Raw genomic sequence first — 22,973 nt, forward strand, 5'->3', positions numbered from 1 at the left:
AGGCTGGAGGAGAGAGTATGAAGAAGCGTTCCGGTATATCCTTAGCCGTGAAGCTGATCTTCATACTCTCTTTATGCGTCATGCTGTATTCGGCCGTCCAGATCTTCAAAGCGCCTGCAGAAGCCCGGAAAGCCCTGCAAACCTGGGAGAAAAAGAGGGAGGAAGCCCAGCTCTTCCCCGCAACAGAGGAAGAGACTCCGCTGCCTGACGGCATGATCAGCCCCCCAGCAGAACAAGGCGGCGTCAACCCCGCATATACGGAGGGGGAGGTTATTGGCGAGATCTATTTTCCCAAGCTGGACAAACGGGTGGCTATTCTGGAGGGGACGGGACGGGCCGCTCTAAAAAAAGGGGCAGGACATGACGAAGGAAGCCCAGCCATAGGCTACACCGGCAACAGCGTACTGGCAGGACATCGCGACACAGTGTTCCGGAGCCTTGGGGATCTGGATGTGTCCGATATCATTGAACTCGAGACGGCGGACGGGAAGTTCACCTATGAAATCACAGGGAGCAGGATTGTAGACGCAGAAGCACGGGGAGCGATTAAGCCAAGCGAAGAAGCTGTCCTTACCCTGATCACCTGTTATCCCTTCTCCTACGTTGGTTCAGCTCCTGACCGCTATTTGCTCTCAGCCAAACTGATTGCAGGCAAGCCGCTGGTACGGCAGCCGTAAGCAGACATTTCTCTCTTCGGAAGTCCGCACGGGGATGAGACCTCTGGCGGATCGTGATAATATAGACATACGAAGATGAAGAGGAGATGACCTGAATTGAAACAAGAGCTGATCAAGCGTTTTATTTCTTATGCTGAAATGGATACCCAATCGAATGAGGACAGCGAGACCTGCCCTTCCACCCCCGGCCAAATGGTGCTTGCCCATAAGCTGGTAGAGGAGCTGCAGGAGATCGGGCTGACGGAAGTCACAGTGGACGAGCATGGGTATGTAATGGCTTCACTGCCAGCCAACACGGACAAGGATGTTCCGGTAATCGGCTTCCTGGCCCATTTGGATACGGCGACTGATTTCACCGGCACGGATGTGAAGCCGCAGATTATTGAGAACTATGACGGGAACGATATTGTGCTGAATGAGGCGCTGAACGTCGTCCTTACCACACAGAGCTTCCCGGAGCTGAGCGGCTACAAGGGGCATACCCTGATTACCACCAACGGCACTACCCTGCTGGGGGCAGATAACAAGGCTGGTATTGCGGAGATCGTTACGGCGATGGTGTATTTGCTCGCGCATCCGGAGATCAAACACGGCAAGATCAGAGTTGCTTTTACCCCGGATGAAGAAATCGGACGCGGCCCGCATAAGTTCGACGTTGCAGCATTCGGCGCTTCCTATGCCTATACCGTTGATGGCGGCCCGCTCGGAGAGCTGGAGTATGAGAGCTTCAATGCCGCTGCCGCCAAAATCAGCTTCCATGGGGTCAACGTACATCCCGGTACAGCCAAGGGCAAGATGATCCACTCTTCCAAAATCGCCATGGCCTTCCATCTCCGGCTTCCTGCCGGTGAAGCGCCTGAATTCACGGATGGGTACGAGGGCTTTTACCACCTGATCTCCATGCAGGGCAATGCCGAGCACAGCAAGCTGCAGTATATTATCCGTGACTTTGACCGCGAGAATTTCGAGAACCGCAAAGCCCATATCGCTGCCATTGTGGATGAATTCAAGTCTACTTACGGAGCAGACAATGTAGTGCTGGAGATGAATGACCAGTACTATAATATGCGTGAAAAAATCGAGCCGGTGCGCCACATCGTTGACATCGCCCGGGAAGCGATGGAGGGTCTGGGAATAGCTCCGGTGATCCGCCCGATCCGCGGAGGGACTGACGGCTCACAGCTGTCCTATATGGGCCTGCCGACACCGAATATCTTCACCGGCGGCGAGAATTTCCACGGCAAATTCGAATACGCCTCTGTAGACGTAATGCTGAAGGCTGTTAAGGTTATCGTAGAGATTGCCCGTCTGGCTGAGCAAAAAGCTTAACGCCTCCTGCATAGCACAAATACCCCCGGATAAAGCGCATCCCGCTTATCCGGGGGTATTTGTGCTGCGCGGAGCTGCTTCCACGGAGTCTTCTCCGGCCCGGCCGCCGGCAGCCTGCAGCTCAGGTTCACTCTGGGCCAGCACCTCCCTGTATCCTTCTCCCCAGTGTTTAATACTAAGCAGGCCGGATTCCAGGCCCCGGGCCCACTCGGTCAGAGAATACTCTACCTTCTGGGGCACCTGCGGGTACACCTCACGATGAACCAGACCGTCACGCTCCAGCTCCCGCAGCTGCATGGCCAGCATCCGCTGGGTAATTCCCGGACATAATCTGCGCAGTTCATTGAACCGCTTTGTACCGCTGATTAGATGGTAGAGCAGGACTCCTTTCCATTTACCGCCGATGACCTCGAGCGTCCGCTGAAAAGAATCCATTTCTTCATCACGCCTCATCTCTTCCGCATCGCCGCAACTATCGTTTCTCCCCTGTACATTCATATCTGCAAACTCCTCATTGTAGGATGTTCCGTTAATTAATACGATTGTATCATATATACATTTCCACGTTTATGCCAATATGGCAAAAAACCTCTGGAAGCCTTAAATATAGGCACCCAGAGGTCATGAATAGGTTACAGGCGCAGGACAGACGCCCTCCTGCTATTTACTGCTTCACCGGCAGCCAGCCCGGCGTATGAATCAGTGCATTCCAGAGCGGGTCCGGGATTACAAGCTCAGCTTGGGCGGAAGGGTCCAGCTCAGTCTTAATCTCAGCTGCACGCCCTTCGGCAACCTTCTGAACCCAGTCCGGTTCAATCAGGAGCGGACGGCCCAGAGCGACCAGGCTGATCCCGCTGTCCAGACCCTTCAGGGCATCAGCGGCGGTATAGAGCGAGCCTACTCCAATTACCGGAGCCTTGCCTCCCACGCGGTCTACAATCTGCTCGATCCGCGGACGGCTGTCCTCGGTACCCCGGCGCGGCTGCGACCACAGCTCCATCAGGGAAGCATGCAGATAATCAAGCCCTTCCCCTGTCAGTGCATCGATTAGCGCAAAGGTATCAGCCATCGTAATTCCCGGTGTTTCCGGCTCTTCAGGCGAGAAGCGGTACCCTACAAGGAATTCCCCCTGTGCATGCTGCTTCACCGCATCCTTGACACTGCGCAGAACAGCCAGCGGGAAGGTCAGACGCTTCTGCAGATCGCCGCCCCAGCGGTCTTCGCGCCGGTTCGAATGCGGGGAGAAGAACTGCTGCAGCAGATAGCCGTTGGCACCGTGAATTTCCACACCATCGAATCCGGCTTCGATCGCCCGGCGTGTAGCTTCTCCGAAATCAGCGATAATTCCGGTAATTTCTTCATCAGTCAGTGCGCGCGGAACCGGTCCTTGCCCGCCGCCCGGAAGCTCCGACGGCACATCACTTGCGCTGACCGTCTGTCCGTCAGGCAGCTGTGCCGGGGGGCATTGGCGCCCGCCATGGAAGATCTGCAGAACCGCCTTCGCCCCTTCACCCTTAATGGCCTCGGCCAGCCCGCGCAGGCTCGGAATCAGCCCGTCATGGTCAGCACCGAATTCACCCGGGAAGCCTTTCCCGCCGCGTGATACATATACACAGGCGGTAATAACCATTCCTGCCCCTTTGGATCGGCGGATGTAGTAATCAAGCTCCGGCTCTGAGACGGTTCCATCCTCATTCGAGGAGAAATTAGTCATCGGCGCCATCACCACACGGTTCTTCAGTTCAATGCCGTTCGCGAACTTAAACGTCTCCAGCAGCGGGCTATATTCTGTCTTCAGCAGCATAATTATCAATCTCCTCCATTTGTCTAAATCTATATGAATTTCATTTCATCGATCTGTCGCGGTCAGGGTCATCTTTCCAAATGACGTTCTCCCCGTAATTCTTGCCCCAGTCATACATCATGCGCAGCACAGGCATCAGCGTATGCCCATACTCCGTCATAGAGTATTCTACTCTCGGCGGGACTTCAGCATACACCCGCCTGAATACCAGCTGATCTTCCTCCAGCTCACGCAGCTGATTGGTCAGCATTTTCTGCGTAATATGCGGAATCAGCTTCTTCAGCTCGCTGAAGCGTTTGGTCCCTTCCAGACCCAGGTGCCACAATATGATAAGCTTCCATTTGCCGCCGATGACAGCAAGCGTAAGCTCCTTCTCGCAGTTGATTTCCTTCAGATTGATACGGTCTTTAATCTCAGTCGCCAATATAAGTCCCTCCTTTCGTTCTTTAATATCATACTACAATACACCCGGGGGCTGCACATCGCCAGCAGACGCCCTGGGGCAGACCCATATAACGTAACAGACCGCAGGCCTATGGCCTGCGGTCTGTATGCTGCATGTGGTATTATTCTTCCCTTGTTATTCCTTGACCAGGCTTCCCTGCAGGCTGGCTGCACTGAAGTCCGGCTGGGCTTCAATCGTAGTGTCGCCTGCAGCTTTGGCTTTGTCCAGGGCGGCGTTATAACGTGTGTTCAGATCCTGAAGATCCTTGTCCAAATCTCCGCCGGTAAAGATATATCTGTTGAACACATCCATCTTCTTCGTTCCTTCCAGACGTCCTTCTGTAGCAGTGAACGGAGTTGCCGGATAGATTCCGTCATACTTGGTCGGCAGGAAGTCCTCAATTCCCGGGATATCCGGAGCTTTCGCTGCGGCAGCAACAGAAGGAATAACAGAAACCCCGTATCCGCCTTCCTGGTAAGCGATCTGCACCTCATCGCTGTACATCCACTCGATAAACTTCCAGGCGGCCTCTTTCTGCCCGGAGTCTTTGCTCATCGCCAGATAGCTGCCGGAGATGACCTGGCTGGCGCCGTTCTGCTGGCCGTCCACGGTTGGCGGCAGTGCTGCCGCCCAGCGGATTTCGGTCGGGAATTGAGTTTTGTACACACTAGGCTCAACAGAATGGTTGAAATACATCCCGATTTTACCTTGAGCGAACTGTGCCCGCAGCGGGTCAATATCAAGCGATTCCGAACCCGGCATCATACTGCCGTCCACTACGATCTGCCGCAGGGCTTCAAGCGTCTCCTTGTACATGCCGAAGTCGAACTTAGCGGTCTGGAAGTTGAAGCCTTCCGTTCCTTCTGTCTTACTGAGGGTTGTGATCGGATGGGCAATGCGTTCAAACCCGCTTCCGCTCTTGAAATTACCGGCGAAGCCGTAAGCACCGCTGTCTTTACCCGCCTCAGTAATCTTCTTGGCATCCTCCACCATTTCGGCAAGTGTAGCTGGCGGCTCTGTAATCCCGGCCTTCTCGAACAGATCCACGTTATAGATCAGGCGCCAGAATTGGCCAATATTCGGCAGGGTGTAGATTTTGCCGTCAACCATATTCTTCTCATTAATGAGCACGCTCTCGAACCGGCTCTTCATTTCCGGTGTGATGTAGCTGTCGAACGATTCCAGATACCCTTTCTTGACCCAGGCCGGTACATTGCCTGTATCCACGCGCAGAATATCCGGCGCCTGTTTACTGGAGAAGGCGATATCCACTGACTGGGCGTAGTTGTCAGCCATCACTTTGAATTCAATATCCACATTAGGGTTAAGCCCCTCGTACTCACTGATCTTCTGCTCAATAAAATCTGAATCATGACGGTCGATGGACCAGTAGACCAGCTTGGTTTGCTCAGCGGAGGTATCCCCGCCCTCCGCCTTTGTATTATTTGAAGCAGTTGACGAGGAGCATGCAGCCAGCGATCCTGCCAGCAGCAGCGAAGCTCCTGCCAGCATCCATTGATTTCTTTTCATCTTGAAACCCTCCCTTTTCTTTGTGTAATCGCATTCATTTCATATAAAAATTATAGAATGACTGCGCGTTTGTAAGTGAAGGAGAAAACAACTATTCAGGGGAGACGAAATCACTGTTTCCGCGCTGCACCTCCGAAGTGTATTTGGAGCGGAAGTCGGTCGGCGTCATGCCGGTATATTTCTTGAACAGTTCAGTGAAATAAGGACGGTCCTCGTAGCCCAGCGAGATGGCGATATCCTGAACCTGCATGCCCTCAAGCACCCGTTCCTTGGCCTTCTCCATTCTGCGGCTGATAATGTACTGGGCGAGTGTCATCCCCATTTCTTTCTTGAACAGATTGGAGAAATAACTGGGGCTCAGATGAACCTCCCTCGCACAATCAGCAACCGCAAGGTTGCGGTGCAGATTCTCATTGATGTAGGCGATGGCACGCTCCACCAGCACACGCGCTTCACTGAACTGGCGTATCTGCACGTAGGAGCAGCCCTGGCGGCAGAATTCCCGGATCTGACCCCGCAGCTCCTCGAATGAGGCGGAGGTATTCATATCGGCCAGCTTCTTCTCCAGCAGCTTGACCTCTGCGTCTGAAGCTTTGTCGGAGAAGACACGGTGGACCGAATGGGCCAGCTCCAGACACATCGTCTTGACGATCGCCGGATCGGGCAGCACGGGGGCACTTAGCCACTCATTCCAAATATTGTCCAGTTGCTCTTCCGCCTTAGCCAGATTAGCCGAACGCAAGCAATAGAGCAGTTCTTTCTCCTTGTCAAAAGAGTATCTAGGCAGCGCAGCATCCCTCTCCGGCGATTCCACATAGCGGTATACACTGTTCCCGCCGGTCAGGAACGTATTGGTCAGCGCAGACAGCGCCTGGGCGTAGGATACCGACAGCTGGCCTGCCTCCTCCACTTCCCCGCCGAGTCCGATTGACACGGTCTGGTACGTATGCCGGCAGACATTCTCCCGGCATTGCTCGGCCAGCTGCTCCGCATCAAGCTCCGCCGGGGGATTCATCACGATAATGAACTGATTAACACGCTCGCGGAACACGAGACCCTGCGTGTACCCGCCAATCGTCTCCTCCAGAATGTTCTGCACCGCGAATCGGATCAGCTCAACCTCAGAGACCGCCAGCGCGGCCGTACGCTCGGCAAAAAAGTCGATCTCCGCCACCATCACACAAAAGTCGCGGCTGTTCATTGTAATCGCATAGAAATCCCACTGCTGGCTGCGGTGCTGCTGCCTGCTGCCGTAACGGATCAGGAGACGCATATACTCCTGACGCAGATAAGGCATACTCTCCCGCAGCTTCTGCTCCATCCCCCGCATCTGTTCAGCCTGCGAGCGTTCACGCTCCAGCACCTCTTTGGCCTTCAGGACGGATTCAAGCACCTGCGGCTTGGTAAAGGGCTTGACGATCAGGTCAAAGGCCCCGAGCTTCACCGCCTCCTGGGCATAAGAGAAATCCGAATAACCCGTCAGGAAGATCAGCTTGATCCCCGGCTGCTCCGCCAGAATCATCCTCATCATCTCCAGCCCGTCGGTGAATGGCATCCGGATATCGGTCAGAACAATATCCGGACGGTGTTTACGGATCTGCAGCAGCCCTTCTTCTCCGTTGGCCGCCGTTGCAGCGACGGCGATCCCGTGCTCCTCCCAGGGAATCCGCTGGGACAAGCCCCGGACCACAGCCGGAATATCATCTACAATGCATATTTTTACAGGTTCAGCGTGGCTCAGGATAAACTCCACCTTCCATTGGAATTGAGAGAACCGCTTCAGTCTCTATGTGTGGACGGCTGCGGAAGGTTAAAGAGGCTTCCTTGCCGTAATATAACTGCAGGCGGCTGCAGATATTGGTCAGGGCATATCCCCCGCTGCCGGCCGGCTCTTTCAGCCGGGCATTCAGCTGCTCCGCATCCATGCCCGACCCGTTATCAGCCGCCCGGATCACGAGATGTTGCGCCTCTATTGCCACAGAGATCGTAATCATGCCTTCGCCCCGGAGCTCCTTCAGCCCGTGCAGAATGGAATTCTCCACAAGGGGCTGAATGATAATTTTCAGAACAGGCAGCTCCAGCAGCTCCGCTCCAGCAGTTATCGTATATTCGAATAGGCCCTCATAACATTGCTGCTGGAGATTCAGGTACTGGCGGACATGCTCCAGCTCCTTACCCAGTGTCGTAATCTCCTGCCCGTTGTTCAAGCCCAGCTGGAACAGCGCGGACAGGGAAATCACCATCTGCTTCACATCTTCATATTCGTCCATTTCGCATTTCCATAAGATTGTATTGAGCGTGTTATATAAAAAATGGGGTTCAATCTGCGCCTGCAGCGCTTTGATCTCCGCTTTGCGCTTTTCCTTCTCCGTATCCCTGACCTCAAGAATCAGCCCGCCGATCCGGTCGAGCATCTGGTTGAATTTGCGGCCCGCCTCCCCGATCTCATCCTGGAACGGACTCTCGAAGCGGGCATCCAGATCCTCATGCTCCACCCGCGACATCGTCTTCTGCAGCTTCAGCAGCGGCCCGAGCAGCAATGCCGAGAGGTATCTCGCCAGCAGCAGCGCGATGACAATGCACACGGCCATAATCATCAGCACCAGCCACTGAATGCTGCGTACAGGCTGAAGAAGCTCCTCCTTCGACTGGTAGCTGACCAGCAGCCAGTCCCCCGCATACCGCGAATCTGCGTAGCTGACCAGCATCGTCCCGCCGCCCGCAGAATATTCGAAATTGCCGCTGTCCGCCTGAAGCAGCTTGTTCATAAATACCACTGAGCGGGACCAGTCTGGCCGTTCCTTATCTCCGAAGACACTGGCTCCGCCCTTGTTGATCAGCAGAAACTTCGCACTGCCGAGACTCGCGCCTCCGCTGACGGTATCCTCCAGAATGTCCTCTTTCACATTAACGGTCAGGAAGACATCGGGCACATAGCTCTCCGTCAGCGGCTGCAGCAGCAGAGAGATTACATGATGCTTGCCCGCGAACAGCTCGTCCTCATGGCTCTCCACCCAGTTCGATTCCGGATTATCCTTGATCCGCTGATACAGCAAAGACTCCATAAATGGAGTCGCTGTTCTGCGCAGATTGCCGGCGGAGTAGAAATCCCCGTCCGGTGTACTGACCAGGATCGATTCAATGGAGTTCTCTGTCAGCTCCGCCTGTGTGAAGGGGCCCTGCAATAAGGAGAAGTTCGCAAAGAACCGGTCGGTATTATCCGCTTGTATATCCCGCATCGTCTGCTTATACGCTTCACTCAGCATCATGGTGGAGGACGCCACAATGATCTGCTTCAGCTTCTGGTCCAGCACGTTAACGGACTGGTTCAGCACATTGCGGTTCAGGTCGATGGAGTTGCGTTCCATGGCCCGCGAAGCAATCGAGTAGGCCCACAGGCCGGTGACCGAGATACAAAAGACGGTCAGCCCGGTGAATGTCAGCCATATTCTTTTCTTCAGCGAGGTCCGGTACAGCCAGGCCTTCAGCATGATTACACACCCTTCGTTAAGACTGGCTGCCGGTGGACCGCCGCGTTAGCCTTAGCCCGCTTAGCCCTTCACGGAGCCCGCTGTCATCTGCATGAATGATTTGTTGGCAAAAATATAGACAATGATCATCGGCAGCATCGACAGGCATGCGCCGGCAAGCATTAATTGGGGCTGTGCCGCATCACCAACACCATATTTCAATCCGGCCAGGCCTACTGTGAGCGTCTGTAATCCAGGCTGCGTCATCGTAAATACCAGCGGCAGAATGTATTCATTCCAGGCGCCGCGGAAGGTCCAGAGCGCTGTGACCCCAAGGGCCGGTGTCAGGAGCGGCAAGATAACACGAAAGTATACGCTATAGAAGTTGCAGCCGTCAATAAACGCCGCCTCATCCAGTTCCTTCGGGATTGCCCGCACAAAACCGATCAGCATGAAGAATGCAGTGGCATGACCGCTGATCAGGATGATAATGACGCCCCAGAGCGATTTTTGCAGATTCAGTGAGACCATGAGATCAAACTGGGGACGCAGCACGACAGCACCGATAGAGATGAACAGGGTGCAGGACTGAATGACCACATACAGGCGTTTCCCGTAGAAATCCACCCTCGCTACCGCATAGGCAGCCATCGTTCCTATCAATAAAGTCCCTAACGTCGTAAAGGTGCTTATAAATACGCTGTTCCAGGTAAACCTTGCGAAATTGGCGGATGTCCAGGCCTGGGCATAGTTATCGAAGATCCATTCCTTCGGCAGCAGAGTAGTTCCTGTAGTCAGCTCCAGATTAGATTTAAGCGATCCGAAGAACGCCAATACGATGGGGAATAACGCAAACGCTGCTACGATCAGCAGGAAAATCCACAACAGTACCCGGGACAGCAGCGCCTTGTTCTTTAAGGAACGGCTGGTCTGCGCCGAAGCCATTTTCGTTTCCGCATGCATTGTGCTCACTGTTCATTCTCCTCTCTTTTAGTAGATATCATTCAGTTTCTTGGAGACATAGAAGTAAATCAGGGTAATGATGCCGACGATAACCGCCGTAGCAAATCCGACCGCGCTGCCGTAACCGAACTGCTGGATGCTTGATCCTCCGCTGGATACCGGGAAGAACAATTTATAGAGATAGAGATACATGACTTCCGTCTTGCCGTAAGGACCGCCCTCGGTAAGCACCATAATGCTCTCGTAGCCCTTAAGCGATACAGTAATCGCCAGCATGATGATCATCTGCAGCACAGGTCCCAGCATCGGGACGGTAATACTCCACATTTTGCGCAGCGGCCCGGCACCGTCCAGGGAAGCGGCTTCATACAGATCCTCCGGAATATTCTGCAGCCCCGCGATAAAGAGCAGCATATAGTTGCCGACTGCGCCCCAGATCGCGATAATAATTGCCGTGACCAGGGCATGCTTGGCGCCCAGCCAGTCTATGGGAGCGGATACAATTCCGGCGCCCATCAGCAGCTGATTCACCATTCCGTTGTAGGAGTTGAAAATAACGTAGAACACAATCGCCATTACCGAGGCACTGATTACGGTAGGCAGGAAATAAATGGCCCGCAGCAGCTGGCGTCCCTTCAGGGCGCGGTTGAGCACTACAGCCAGTACAAAGGACAGCGGGATCGTAATGATCAGCTTGCCGCCTGCGTAAACGAAGGTGTTCACCACTGACTGCCAGAAATCCTTATCCCGGAACAACCGTTCGAAGTTATCCAGGCCGATGAAGAGCGGTGTACCAAAACCCTGATAATCATAGAACATGTACTTCAATGCCCAAAAGACGGGATACACTCCAAAAATCAGCGTCAGAATCAAACTGGGTGCTACAAAGGTCCAGGCGTTTATTTGCCGTTTCGTTCCATTCATTGATTGTTCCTCCTGTCTATTCGGCTCGCGTTTCTTTCCTTAATCATAAATCCCGCTGTGCAGACACAGTTAGGGAGAAAGCAACTGCGCTAAGGGGGAGAAATTCACTTTTTCATGAAATCCGGCTTCAAAGCCGGGAGCCCTGCCTTGAAGGGTGATTTCAGTTGCTTTGTCCCCTCTCCTCCCTCCGTTTACCCATCCCGGGTCCCGTCCCCGGGCAGCTATACTTATGGTAGAAATTAAGTAAGTTTAATTAATGAACTCGCATTCACAGGGAGGCTGCAAATTTGCCTATGCATTCATCTAATTATGGCACCGCCGGTGCCGGCCCCTTCGGCGGCTATGACCAGGAGCAGCAGAAGAGGCTTCGCGCCAGAATAGAGCAGTATCCGGCGATCTCGCAGGAATATGTAAGACAGCAGCAGCTGTCCGCACAATTCACCGCACGCGAAGAAGCGGTTCCGCTTAGCCGCCTCGGTGTATTCCGGGTGGAGCCGTTCGTCTTCAAGGTGCCCGCCCAGGCCGCTTGTCTGCAGCTGTCCGTACAGGTCCGGGGGCAGGGCGTTGCCCGGATCGGCGGTGTACAGCTGACGCATTCCCAGCTCGGCTTGCCAGTGACGCTGATTAATGGAAGCTTCCGCCAGTCGCTGAAAGGCTGGACGCAGGAGCCGGGAAGCGGCAGCAGAGTGGCGCTTGAACGGCTGGCCGGGGGCGGAAGCGGACTGCAGCCTTCCGGCGTCACTCCGGCTGGAGGTGCGCAGGAGGAGGATGTGCTCTGTGTACGCATCAGCAATGAAACGGAGGAAGGCATTACCGTGCTGCGTTACGAAGAACGCCTGCCGGTAACCGCAGGCGATTATTACGGCATCCAGACGGAGCTCAGCCTGGAAGCTCCGCTTGGCAGCGGCGGCGTATGCACTGGAGTTACGTTCCTGGACGAAGACGGACAGCCGCTCGGGCCGGAGCAGTCCGGAGCGCTTTTCAACCGGCCCACGCTGACCAACTGGGCTTATCTGCTGGAGGCTGCCGGTGCGGACGCCAATCTGTATAAGGTAAGCGGTGAAGATCATTATGCCGCCCGGGCGGGGCGCAAGCTGCAGTACATGCTGTCCGATATGCGGCAGGGCATGGATATCTTCCGCCGGGACGGCTGGCATGATGATGACACCTACGGCGCTGTGCATATCGGGCGCGGACTGGCTGCCGTCTCGGTCATCTATGACCAGATTGCCGGGAGCGGAGTGTTAACTGCCGGGGAAATAGAGGCATTGCTCTCCGATCTCCGCTATATTGCAGCGATGATGATGGACACCGCCTACTACCGGTTCGATCTGGAGACCTTCCCTGATGAGAAGGGCGGCAAACGCAGCAACTGGAATGCGGACCGGGCGACCGGGCTTGGTGTCTATGCGCTGCTCTTCCCGCAGGAGCCTGAGAGTGCTGGCTATCTGAAGCATGCCTGCTCCGTAGTAGACTGGCAGCTGGCGGAAGTAGTGGATCAGGAGGGGGCCTGGCCGGAGAATGTGCGTTATCACGGCGCCGTGCTGCACCGGTATTTCCTGTTCTTCGTGCTGCTGAAGCGGCTGCAGGGAATGGATTACTTCAGGCACCCTAAGGTAAAAGCGATGTACCGCTTCCTGATCGGCATCGTCACCGCAGAGGACATCATCCAGGGCGGTCATGACGCCGGACCTGTTCTGCTGACTCCTGCCGTCGGCGATGCCAATGTACAGGAGAAGTGGTTCCGCCTGCTCGGCTACGCGGCCCCGTTCTATGCAGAGGAAGATCCGCAGTTGTCGGCGGAAATGGTCTGGACCTGGAAGCACGGCGGCACACCGGTCCAGGATACCGGGGCTTTCCCGCTGCCGCTGGTCGCCCTGCTGTATCCGCGGCCGGATCTGCCGGAGCAGCAGCCCGCCCTCCGCTCCGTCCATTATCCCGGCATCGGCTACGTCATCTTCCGTAGCGGGGAGCAGAACCTGCGGAACTATGCCATCTACGAGGCTTCGCCGCTGACCTATCACGCCCATCATGACGAAGGCCATTTCTCCATCTGGGCAGACGGGGTTCCGCTGACGCTTGATGCCGGAACCGGCGGTTATTACAACGGGGACCGGCACTGGTATGTATCAGGCGCGGCGCATAATATCGTTCAATTCGCTGATGGTTCAGGCGGCTATGCTGACGGTCCGCTGCAAAGCGTCTGCCGGGAGGTCATCTTCACAGACGAGCTGGATTATGCCAGAAGCCTGATCCCGGATACACGTGCCGGTGAGTATGAGCGGAATTTCCTGTATATCAAGGCAGGCTTTGACGCTTATCTGGTATGGGACCGGATTGAGGGCGGAGCAGACAGCGTATGGAATCTGCATACACTGAGTACAGAGGCTGAGATCACGGGGCAGAATATTGAGGTAGCAGCCTTAGGCGGCATGAGGCTGAGTGCGCATATTGCAGAGCCGTCCAGTCCGGTCATCACTGCCGGAGAAGGTGCCGTAGGCGGAGCCTACCCGCTGGCGGCGCAGCAGCATTTCCGTGCGCACGGCAAGGCGGGCGAAGACTATGTGGTGCTGCTGCATCCGCGCACAGCAGCAGCTCCCCCGCTGCGGCTGGAGCCGCTGCTGTGCGAAGACGCCGGCGGAGGCGTGCGGGTATACAAGATTTCCCGCGCAGACGGTGCATGGTTCGTTGCCGCCATCAACGGCTCAGGGCAAAGCCGCCGCGTCCGTATTCCCGGCGGCGTCCCGCTCCGGGTACTCGGCACGGAGGGTGCGGAAGCAGAGGGCGGCGGCCACGCGGCGGACGATACCCTGATTCTTAAGCCGGGAATGATTCAGATTGCCGTTCCGCAATAAGGAATTTCCCGATTCATCTGCTATTCACGGCAGAGCTCCAGTACCTTCTATAAAATCCTGCACGGAATACAACATTTTCCTGATAATATCTGCCCAAATCCAAAATTGTTGTATAAAAGGCAGTATTTCGTCCCGTTCACGCGGCTTGGCAGAATTATTCTTGCAGTTTCTACAACAATTGTCCCGAACACCCGGCCTATCAAGGAAGCATTATTGCAAAACGTACAACATTTATGCCTATAACACTTACAAGGAGGAAATAAAGTATGAGTAATCTAGGAGTATGGGAACCGGCGGAGCCGGGCGTCAAACGCTGCATTCTGAATGCGGCAGCCAGTCTGATGATGATGGAGGTTCATTTCGAGGAAGGCGCCGAGGGCTACGAGCACAGCCATGTGCATGAGCAGATGAGCTACTGTCTGCGCGGCAGCTTCGTCTTCCGCATCGACGGCAAGGAATACGCCTTGTCCGCAGGCCAGAGCATAGCTATTCCGTCTAACGCCAAGCATGGGGTAACCGCACTTGAAGCCAATTCGGCGCTGCTGGATGTGTTCACACCGATCCGTGAGGATCTGCTTAAGCGTTAAGCTGAGTGCAGGGGCAAGGACAGGCACATCCCGCCTGCACCTGTCATAATAGACAGTGCTGCTGCCAATTCCGGCAGCAGCATTAGCATCAGCAGCGCCATCGCCTGGCACCCTTACAATGCAGACAGCCTGCCCGGAAGTTCCGGACAGGCTGTCTTTACGTTACGTTATTCCAGATTCGCATGTTTGCCGAACATCTTGCCGGTGGTCTGCCCCGTCTGCTCCATCATCCGCAGGATGACGGCATCGTAGAATACCAGCAGCGTCTGCTCAAACAAGGAGGCCATCGGCTGGATCGTAGCATAGCTCCCGCCTGTCTGATCCTTGGGCGAACCCGGCAGCTTGACGATATAATCAGCGAGACGCCCCAGTGACGAATCAGGGCTGATGGTCACGAGCACCACAGCTGCCCCGATCGCCTTGGCTTTCTCCGCCATGGATACCAGCCCCTTGGTCTCGCCGGAGCCGGAGCCCAGCACAAGCACATCACCGGGGCCGATCCCCGGGGTGACCGTCTCTCCGACGACAAACGCAGCCTGCCCCGCTTGCATCAGCCGCATTGCGAACGCCCGGCCCATCAGGCCGGAGCGGCCGGCACCGGCTACAAAGATCTGCCCGGAGCGCAGCAGCAGCTCCGCCATGGCTTCACCTTCTGCGGCGTTCAGCCCGGTGACTGAGCCCTGCAGCTCCTTCACAATTTCACGTGCGTAATCCAGCGTATCCATAGCTGCTTAGGCCTGGCTTACAAGGCGCTTCATTTCCGCCGCAGCCGCTCTCTGATCCGCTTCGCCGGTAATGCCGCCGCCCACGATTACCAGATCAGGATTCGCAGCAATCACTTCAGGCAGCGTGCCCAGTTTAATTCCGCCAGCAATCGCTGTTTTTGCTTTTGTAACCACACTCTTAATCGCTCTCAGATCCTCGAAGGAATTCTTGCCTTCTGCCTGATGATCATATCCCGAATGTACACAGACATAATCAACGCCAAGTGCGTCCACTTCAGCGGCTCTGGCCTTCAGATCCTTCACGTTGATCAGATCGACCAGGATTTCTGCACCGGTCTTCTTGGCCTCTTCCACCGCGCCGCGGATCGTTGAATCATCGGACACGCCAAGCACGGTAACGATTCCCGCTCCTGCTTCTACAGCTTTCATTACTTCATAGCCGCCGGCATCCATGATTTTGAGATCGGCCAGGACCGTAAGTGCCGGAAAAGCGTCCTTGATCGCTTTTACCGCATGCAAACCTTCATTAATAACAACCGGTGTTCCAATCTCCACAATATCTATAAATTCGGCCACTTCCGCAACAATGGCCTTGGCTCCCGCAATATCCACCAGATCGAGTGCTAGCTGTAATTTCATAGGTTTAGAATCTCCTCGTCATTAATATATTTTAGTAAGTGATGTACTAAGTTTAGGGATATACTGCCGATAAGGGAAGTAGGCACTTTATTGTGATGTAGTTACCTGAAGGATACTATTGGGCGGGGGCCGGGCTGTCTGGTGCGTCTTTTTGAAAAGGAAGGTTGAATTTATTCAGGATTTTCTTAAATTTACTGCATTTTCACAAAAGCTGTGCTACCATACATTAGATTTACAAATTCTCCGGCGGCAATCCTATTTCAACAACAAGAAGGTGTACAGTTTATTATGGAAGCAAGCAAACCCAAAGAGTTCAATTTAATTAAGCTGACCTGGCCGATTTTCCTCGAGCTGTTCCTGTTTATGCTCATGGGGAGTGTAGATACATTCATGATCAGCTCCGTGTCGGATGATGCAGTCTCCGGTGTCGGGGCAGCCAATCAGATTATTGCCATAGCCATTCTCGTGCTCAGTGTCATCGGGAACGGCGCGGCCATTGTTGTGTCGCAGTATCTCGGTTCCAGGCAGCCCAAAGAAGCAGCCAAGGTAACCGGCAACGCCATAACGCTCAATCTTGCGGTCGGGATTATTCTGAGTACAATTCTGCTGCTGTTCGGAGGAACGCTGCTGACGGCACTGAATGTGACAGGCGAAATTCTCGTCTATGCCAAATCGTATATGCATATTGTCGGGGGCGGAATCTTCCTTCAGGCACTGCTGAACGCCCTGGCCACCACCATCCGGACGCACGGGTTCACGAAACAGACCATGGTAGTCTCTCTGCTAATGAACGTGATCCACGTCGGGGGCAATTACCTGCTGATCTTCGGACATTTCGGACTGCCGGCACTCGGTGTCGAAGGCGCAGCCATCTCAACGGTTGCCAGCCGCCTGATCTGTCTGGTCCTGTTCTTCCTGCTGCTCTACCGGATCATGGATGTGCGGGTTAAATGGACCTATTACACTCATCTCTCCAAAAAATATGTGCTGCAGATTCTCAAAATCGGCATCCCGTCCGCTTTTGAATCGGTGATCTATCAGTGCTGCCAGCTGGTCTTCACTTTATATATCACTTATCTGGGTGCTGAAGCCATGGCTACCCGCCAGTACGCGCTGAACATCTCCAGCTACATCTTCCTCTTCAGCGTAGCCGTATCCATGGGCACCTCGATCATTGTCGGCCATCTCGTGGGTGCTAGGAGGCCCAAGGAAGCTTATTCGCGGGTGTTCTCCAGTGTAAAGTGGGCGCTGCTGGTCACCGTAATTATGGACGCGGTTGTTATTCTGTTCCGCGTGCCGCTGATGGGCCTGTTCACGGATAATCAAACGATTATAACTATGGGCGCACAAGTGATCCTGCTCAGCTTCTTCCTCGAGACCGGACGTACCTGCAACCTGGTCATTATCAACTCGCTGCGCGCTTCAGGCGATGCCAAGTTCCCGGTCTACATGGGCCTGATCTCCATGGTCTGCATGAGTCTGCCGCTGGGCTATTTCCTGGTATTCACGCTTGATCTCGGTCTGGCCGGAGTCTGGCTGGCCACTGCATTCGATGAATGGGTACGGGCGGTCATTATGTACTTCCGCTGGAAGAGCAGAGCCTGGGAGAAGCACGGCCTGATCCAGCATGAACCTGCAGAACCGCTGAGCGCTGCGCCGGCGCATTAATCTGCAGCAACAAACAGGCGGTTCACCTTGATCTCTGCGACTCAGGCGGACCGCCTTTTGAATACATAATCCTATTCATTTGGCAGGAAGGATGAGGAAGACAATGACAACGAATCCGCACAAACAGGAAGACCTGGCACATTTCAGCGCAATGGCCCCAATATGGAGCAACAGCGAAGAGGATGTGGCCATGGCCGGGAAGGTCCTGCAGATGCTTGGCATCCGCAGTGGCCAGAGCCTGCTGGATGTGGCCTCCGGCACAGGCGTTATCCCCGCAGCACTCCATAAGCTTGAGATAGACCCCAGCCGCTACCTTGCGCTCGATATCTCAGCGGCCATGCTGCAAGAACTGCACAAGAGCTTCCCGGATGCCGGGACCGCATGCGCGGATTTCGAGGAGCCATTCTCCGGCGGAACACCCTTCGATTATGTGCTGATCTACAACAGCATCCCCCATTTCTCCAATCTGGATATGCTGTTCGCCAATGCAGGGAAGAATCTGCAAGCCGGAGGAATCTTCATGATTGCCCACTCCAGAACCCGCCAGGGTCTGCGGGAGCATCATGCGCGGATCGGCCATACAAATGAGCGTGAGCCGATCCCTGCGGATGCAGCGCTGGCCGCGCTTGCGGCTAAATATAATTTCGGACAGGCTGAATACAGCGATGAGGTATTCTTCTGCTTCTCCTGCCGCAGGAACGTCTGACTTCCTTAATCATCCGCCTCCGCAAATAAGGGATGCCCCGGCCGTGTAATCCGGCTAATTGGCATCCCTTTGTGATAAGGCTGTACGCTTATCAGGTTCCTTTGGCTACTGCTTCTTTATGCTTGGCGGCGAACTGCTCTGGTGTAATCGCTTTGCCGAACAGCGCCTGAATCATATCCAGATGGACCTGGGCGGCGTTCGGCTTCATCTGGATATCAGCAAACAGGGTGATGCTGCTCGCATGGTTTAATTCATTCAGCAGTTCGACATACAGCTGCGGCAGCTCTTCATTCGTGGTATCCACTTTGGTCGCCGGAATTACACCTGCAGTGGTTACAGAGGCCTCTCCCCATTTGTATACGAAATATTCGACAAATGCTTTTGCTTCTTCCTTAACCTCGGAAGCTTCGGCTACGAACAGTCCGACACCGGGACCGCCAACCCAGCTGTTGATATTGCCCTTTCCGCCTTCCACAGTCGGGAACTTGAAGAACCCTACCTTATCCTTGAAGTCTTGCGGAATCTCCGGATTCGTTGTGAAGTTGGGAAGCTCCCAGGTACCCGTCAGATACATTGCCGCCTTCTCATTCAAGAATTCCGATTTGCCCTCATCATTGGATAGCCCGTTGAAACCGCTGTTGAAGGTGTTCATATCCACCAGCGTCTGCACTTCAGCCGCAGCCCGGACCAGGCCGGGATTATCGAAGTAGCTTGTCCCCTTCGTTGCGCGCTTCAGTGTATCACTGCCGGCGATACGGTCAGCAAGGTACATATACCATAACGAGCCGGTCCAGCGGTCCTTGTTGCCAAGGGCAACCGGAGCCACGCCATGATGGGATAACGTTCTTACCACTTGCTTGAACTCCTCGTATGTAGCAGGCACCTGGAGATTATATTTCGCAAAAATATCCTTATTATAGTATATCGGTGAAATGTTCAGCTCAATCGGCAGTGCGTAGGTCTTATTATCGACCACGTAGGCTTCGGTAGTGCCTGTTACGAATTTACCCTTTAACCGCGTACCATTCAGGATGTCATCCAGCGGAGCGAATAATCCCCCCTTTACATAAGGCTCCATGAAGCCCGCTGCCCAGGTGATTCCTACATCCGGCAGGTCATTCGAGGCAGAGAGCACCTTCAGCTTATTCTTGTACTGTTCATTCTCCAGCACGCCCTGCTGGATTATAATATTAGGATTCTCTTTCTCGTATTCCCCGATGATCTGGCTAACCAGCTTATTCTGCTGGGCGGAGAGGCCGGCCGGCCATAAGTGCATCATATGAATCGTTATTTTTGGGGCCGAAGCATTGGTGGCTGCCGCCGCACTACTATTATCCTGTGTGAAGCTGCAGCCTGTCAGAACAAGGGCCAATGTAATTGTCAGGAACAGTCCCTTGATTATGTTATTCCTCAACATTGCTATAGCCTCCCATTTCACATTACGCGGCCTGATGTAATCGCTACCAATCAAATTTTAGCATCGTACCCGGAGGGATATAAGACTACACTTATTGGCTAAAATTCCACATTTAATGGATTTCCTGCGATCCGCCCTTCATCTTATGCCTATAGCGGCTTGGGCTTAACTGTTCCAGCGATTTAAACACCTTAATGAAGTACTTATCCGTCCTATAGCCTACACGCTCCCCGATCTCCCCTATAGACAGTGTGGTCTGCAGCAGTAATTCCTTAGCCCGCTGAATTCGCAGACGTGCCAAATATTCGCTGAAGGATACTCCGGCCTGCTCCTTGAACAATACGCTGAAGTAGCTGGCATTCAGATGGATGAGGCCCGCTACCTCTGCCATTGTCAGCTGTTCATGCAGGTGCTGCTCCACATAGGCGATCGCTTCTTTGACCGGCTGCCCCATTCGCGCCTGATCCGGGTCAATCTCCATCAGCTTATGATCCACCAGCTTCTCCAGCTTCACGTGGCGCTGCTGCTCTTCCTCCCGCTTCAGCGCATCCTCAACCACGGACAGCAGCTCGGACTTGTCCAGCGGCTTAAGCAGGTAGTTGACCGCCCCCAGCCGCATAGCCTGCTGCACATAATCAAATTCGGCATAGCCGGATATGACAATAATAACGGGCTTCCAGGCTGACTCCTGCAGGGAACGGATCAGATCCAGTCCGCTTACTTCTGGCATGCGCACATCTGTAATCAGCAGATGGACCCGCTCCTGCCGCAGCCGCTCGCGCGCCTCAACCCCGTTGTCACAGGTCTCCACGGCATACCGGCCGGCTGCCCATACTTCCAGCGTCTGCTTGATGCCCTGCCGTGTTCTCGGTTCATCATCCACGATTAGAATCGTCCTATTGCTCAGACTCATAGGTATATCCTCCATTGCTTGGAATTTCAAAAGTAATAACGGTCCCTTCGGATAATCTGCTCTCAATGATCAGACCCTCCGACTTGATGCCCTCTTGCCCGTAATACAGCTGGAGCCGCCGCTGCACATTCACCAGGCCGACCCCGTTGCCTTTGGCGGAGATCGGCGGGCCGCCCTCCAGTGTATTGCGCAGCGCCCGCAGAGTATCCTCATCCATGCCGGGACCATTGTCGGATACCTTCACCGAGGTCCAGCCGTCGCGTGGCGATGGGGTGATCGTAACCTCCACACTGCCGCTGCCGACACGGCTCTCCACTCCATGAAGAATGGCATTCTCCACAATCGGCTGAATCAGCAGCTTGGGTACCGGAACAGCCGCCTCGCGCGGGTCCAGCACAATATCCCAGGACAGGCGCTCGCCCATCCGCATCTCCATGATCTTCAGATAACGCCTGATCTGTTCAACCTCTTCACTAAGCGCAACCCACTCGTCTTTATTATTGGGACGGCCAATAATATAGCGGAACAGCCTGGACATTACTACGACCAATCCGGCCAATTCCTCCTCCCCCTTCTCCTCAAGCGACCAGTTAAAGGCTTCCAGGGTGTTGAACAGAAAATGAGGGTTGATCTGCGCCTGCAACGCCTTGAGCTCGGTCCGGCTCTGTAATACTTCCTTCTCGTAGACGACCCGGATCAAATCATTCATATTGGCCACCATGCCGTTATAGGTATAATTCAGCTCCCGCAGCTCCATCGTAGATACCTTCTGCGAGTTGGGCGTCAGCACGCCTAAGCGCGATTTGCGCATAGCCCGGATCAGATGAATAATCGGCCTCGTGATCATCGTTGACAATAGAAACGACATGATCAGGAAAAGCAGGGCTCCCAGCCCCCCTGACAGCAGCAGAACCGTCCGCAGTACAGATAACCCCTTGGTGACATAGCTGACAGGGGTCAGCACAAGCAGTGTCCAGCCGGTCTTGTCCGAGCGCAGCTTAACCTGTACATACTCCTTGCCGTGAAAGCTGACCGTCTGGTCCACACTTTCCAGCAGCGGCAGCAGGTCCGCCTCCGGTGTTCCGCTGCTGCCCAGGAGCCGGCCTTCATCATTCACCAGCAGCACAGACTCGCCTCCTTCACTGCCGGAGATCGGATCATCCAGCTGGAAGTAGCTGCGCTGGATGCGCGCCATCAGATACCCTCCCCGCGAGAACCAGCGGTCCATGAGGCTAACCTGGCGGATGGCCAGCAGGCTCTGGCTGTCATGCGGATCGACGCCGATCCAGACCAGCCGCCCTTTCTGGATATTAGCCTCGCTGATATATGGCTCGTTGATTCTCGTCCCCAGACTGCCGTCCTTAATCGGGAAGAGCAGCCGGTAATCGGCGGTATACAGCTCAAGAGATCCTACGCTCGGCATATACGCCTGATAGCTGGAGATAATCTGCAGCAGCGACTGCCGCTGATTGAATGACACTTCATTGCCGTTCAGCTCCTCCAGCAGCAGCTGCTGCACCGTAGGATGATTAGCCACCTGCTCCATCAGGCTGTCAATCTGGCCAATCAGCGCATTCAGCCGTCCGTTCGCCTGAACCGCCGTCTGCTGGATATGCCGCTCGGCATTATTTTTGAGCAGAATAGATACCCGGTCATATACAAACGCCCCTGAAACCAGAAGAATGATTAGCATAACCAGCACAAAGCCGATGAATATTTGATTGCGCAGCGTGTTGAGTTCTTTGAATCTCTGGAACATCGGAATTCCTTCTTTCCTTGGCAGCGTTTCCAACTCTATTCTCCAAAAGTCCCGGGGTTTGTCAAGAGAAATTAGTTGCCCGGCACAGGGCAGCAAAGAGCCCTTAAGCAGTGCTCCTTGTTCCAGGAGCTGTTTAAGGGCTGCAGCAGAAGGGACTAGATGAACATTAGCGGAGTGATCCACTCCCGGTCCAGGGCTATCCACAGTAAGGCCAGCAGGACGGCGCCGATGCTGTACATCAGTACCTTCCGGCGGGTGGGCTCCAGGTAAATATCCAGAATAAAGATTATAATTGCTATAGCAGGTACGGCAACAAGCAAAACTGGATTGCGATATTTAATATTTACTGTATTCAAGATAACCATAATCAGAAGAAGAAGCCTAAGATATTTGTTCATAGCCATACCACAACCTCCTTGCCATTGAGACCATTTTCCAATTATGTATTCTTCATCCTCATCTCTAATATCCCTTGATTCCCCGCTATTGTCAACCCCGGACACCCATCCGCTGCCAAGACAAAAAAAATAGCCCGTTCCCCACAGGGAACTGACTGCTATGG

The 22,973-nt window shown here is 54.4% G+C and carries 20 protein-coding genes; 6 read left to right on the forward strand and 14 right to left on the reverse strand.

Annotated elements, in window-relative coordinates; all coding sequences use genetic code 11:
* Positions 1-17: 17 nt before the first annotated feature.
* Both NSU01_RS34035 and pepT read left to right on the forward strand, forming a co-directional pair.
* Positions 18-677 (forward strand): sortase, encoded by a 660-nt coding sequence (locus tag NSU01_RS34035; protein WP_083705477.1) that lies wholly within the window; start codon positions 18-20, stop codon positions 675-677.
* A 96-nt stretch (positions 678-773) separates the two neighbouring features.
* Positions 774-2,006, forward strand: a complete 1,233-nt coding sequence (gene pepT / locus NSU01_RS34040) for a peptidase T (protein ID WP_076243603.1) — start codon at positions 774-776, stop codon at positions 2,004-2,006.
* A gap of 45 nt (positions 2,007-2,051) precedes the next feature.
* Here the strand turns inward: pepT and NSU01_RS34045 are convergent, their stop codons facing one another.
* From NSU01_RS34045 to NSU01_RS34080, 8 genes are all read right to left on the reverse strand, one after another.
* Positions 2,052-2,459: a helix-turn-helix domain-containing protein gene (locus NSU01_RS34045; protein WP_063779850.1), complete on the reverse strand. Its 408-nt coding sequence runs from the start codon at positions 2,457-2,459 to the stop codon at positions 2,052-2,054.
* Between the two features lie 211 nt (positions 2,460-2,670).
* Entirely contained in the window at positions 2,671-3,810 is a 1,140-nt protein-coding gene (locus tag NSU01_RS34050) for an NADH-dependent flavin oxidoreductase (RefSeq protein ID WP_179093493.1), read from the reverse strand.
* Positions 3,811-3,850: 40 nt separating this feature from the next.
* Positions 3,851-4,234, reverse strand: coding sequence for a helix-turn-helix domain-containing protein (locus NSU01_RS34055; RefSeq protein ID WP_042140377.1), 384 nt, complete (start codon positions 4,232-4,234; stop codon positions 3,851-3,853).
* Between the two features lie 156 nt (positions 4,235-4,390).
* Positions 4,391-5,785: a sugar ABC transporter substrate-binding protein gene (locus tag NSU01_RS34060; protein WP_042140378.1), complete on the reverse strand. Its 1,395-nt coding sequence runs from the start codon at positions 5,783-5,785 to the stop codon at positions 4,391-4,393.
* Positions 5,786-5,876: 91 nt separating this feature from the next.
* Positions 5,877-7,538 (reverse strand): response regulator, encoded by a 1,662-nt coding sequence (locus NSU01_RS34065; RefSeq protein ID WP_083705479.1) that lies wholly within the window; start codon positions 7,536-7,538, stop codon positions 5,877-5,879.
* The gene (locus NSU01_RS34070) at positions 7,513-9,276 is read right to left on the reverse strand and encodes a sensor histidine kinase (protein ID WP_076243604.1); all 1,764 of its coding nucleotides are present in this window, start codon (positions 9,274-9,276) and stop codon (positions 7,513-7,515) included. Before NSU01_RS34070 ends, NSU01_RS34065 begins: the two co-directional genes overlap by 26 nt.
* Positions 9,277-9,336: 60 nt before the next feature.
* A complete protein-coding gene (locus NSU01_RS34075) occupies positions 9,337-10,200 on the reverse strand; it encodes a carbohydrate ABC transporter permease (protein WP_076243752.1) in 864 nt (287 codons plus the stop codon).
* Between the two features lie 45 nt (positions 10,201-10,245).
* Positions 10,246-11,142 (reverse strand): sugar ABC transporter permease, encoded by an 897-nt coding sequence (locus NSU01_RS34080; RefSeq protein WP_042140380.1) that lies wholly within the window; start codon positions 11,140-11,142, stop codon positions 10,246-10,248.
* A 293-nt stretch (positions 11,143-11,435) separates the two neighbouring features.
* Between NSU01_RS34080 and NSU01_RS34085 the strand changes: the two genes are divergently transcribed.
* Together NSU01_RS34085 and NSU01_RS34090 are read left to right on the forward strand one after the other, a co-directional pair.
* The gene (locus tag NSU01_RS34085) at positions 11,436-13,997 is read left to right on the forward strand and encodes a heparinase II/III family protein (protein WP_179093494.1); all 2,562 of its coding nucleotides are present in this window, start codon (positions 11,436-11,438) and stop codon (positions 13,995-13,997) included.
* A 266-nt stretch (positions 13,998-14,263) separates the two neighbouring features.
* Positions 14,264-14,584: a cupin domain-containing protein gene (locus NSU01_RS34090; protein ID WP_042140382.1), complete on the forward strand. Its 321-nt coding sequence runs from the start codon at positions 14,264-14,266 to the stop codon at positions 14,582-14,584.
* A 167-nt stretch (positions 14,585-14,751) separates the two neighbouring features.
* On the opposite strand, the gene hxlB is transcribed toward NSU01_RS34090, so the two are convergent.
* Positions 14,752-15,309, reverse strand: coding sequence for a 6-phospho-3-hexuloisomerase (gene hxlB / locus NSU01_RS34095; protein WP_042140383.1), 558 nt, complete (start codon positions 15,307-15,309; stop codon positions 14,752-14,754).
* A 6-nt stretch (positions 15,310-15,315) separates the two neighbouring features.
* Entirely contained in the window at positions 15,316-15,948 is a 633-nt protein-coding gene (gene hxlA / locus NSU01_RS34100; RefSeq protein WP_042140384.1) for a 3-hexulose-6-phosphate synthase, read from the reverse strand.
* Between the two features lie 288 nt (positions 15,949-16,236).
* On the opposite strand from hxlA, the gene NSU01_RS34105 reads away from it, so the two are divergent.
* Together NSU01_RS34105 and NSU01_RS34110 are read left to right on the forward strand one after the other, a co-directional pair.
* Positions 16,237-17,616 (forward strand): MATE family efflux transporter, encoded by a 1,380-nt coding sequence (locus NSU01_RS34105; protein WP_076243606.1) that lies wholly within the window; start codon positions 16,237-16,239, stop codon positions 17,614-17,616.
* A 103-nt stretch (positions 17,617-17,719) separates the two neighbouring features.
* Entirely contained in the window at positions 17,720-18,322 is a 603-nt protein-coding gene (locus NSU01_RS34110) for a class I SAM-dependent methyltransferase (protein ID WP_179093495.1), read from the forward strand.
* Between the two features lie 91 nt (positions 18,323-18,413).
* Here NSU01_RS34110 and NSU01_RS34115 read toward each other — a convergent pair whose 3' ends face one another.
* From NSU01_RS34115 to NSU01_RS34130, 4 genes are all read right to left on the reverse strand, one after another.
* Positions 18,414-19,739 carry an extracellular solute-binding protein gene (locus NSU01_RS34115; protein WP_076243607.1) on the reverse strand — a complete coding sequence of 442 codons (1,326 nt, stop codon included), beginning with the start codon at positions 19,737-19,739 and terminating at the stop codon, positions 18,414-18,416.
* 112 nt (positions 19,740-19,851) lie between these two features.
* Positions 19,852-20,652: a response regulator gene (locus NSU01_RS34120; RefSeq protein WP_042140387.1), complete on the reverse strand. Its 801-nt coding sequence runs from the start codon at positions 20,650-20,652 to the stop codon at positions 19,852-19,854.
* Positions 20,636-22,411 carry a sensor histidine kinase gene (locus NSU01_RS34125; protein WP_042141796.1) on the reverse strand — a complete coding sequence of 592 codons (1,776 nt, stop codon included), beginning with the start codon at positions 22,409-22,411 and terminating at the stop codon, positions 20,636-20,638. The genes NSU01_RS34120 and NSU01_RS34125 overlap by 17 nt, the downstream gene beginning before the upstream one ends.
* Before the next feature lie 155 nt (positions 22,412-22,566).
* A complete protein-coding gene (locus NSU01_RS34130; RefSeq protein WP_042140388.1) occupies positions 22,567-22,815 on the reverse strand; it encodes a hypothetical protein in 249 nt (82 codons plus the stop codon).
* Positions 22,816-22,973 lie beyond the last annotated feature (158 nt).

This window comes from Paenibacillus sp. FSL H8-0259 (assembly GCF_037963255.1).
GTDB lineage: Bacteria > Bacillota > Bacilli > Paenibacillales > Paenibacillaceae > Paenibacillus_AQ > Paenibacillus_AQ phytohabitans.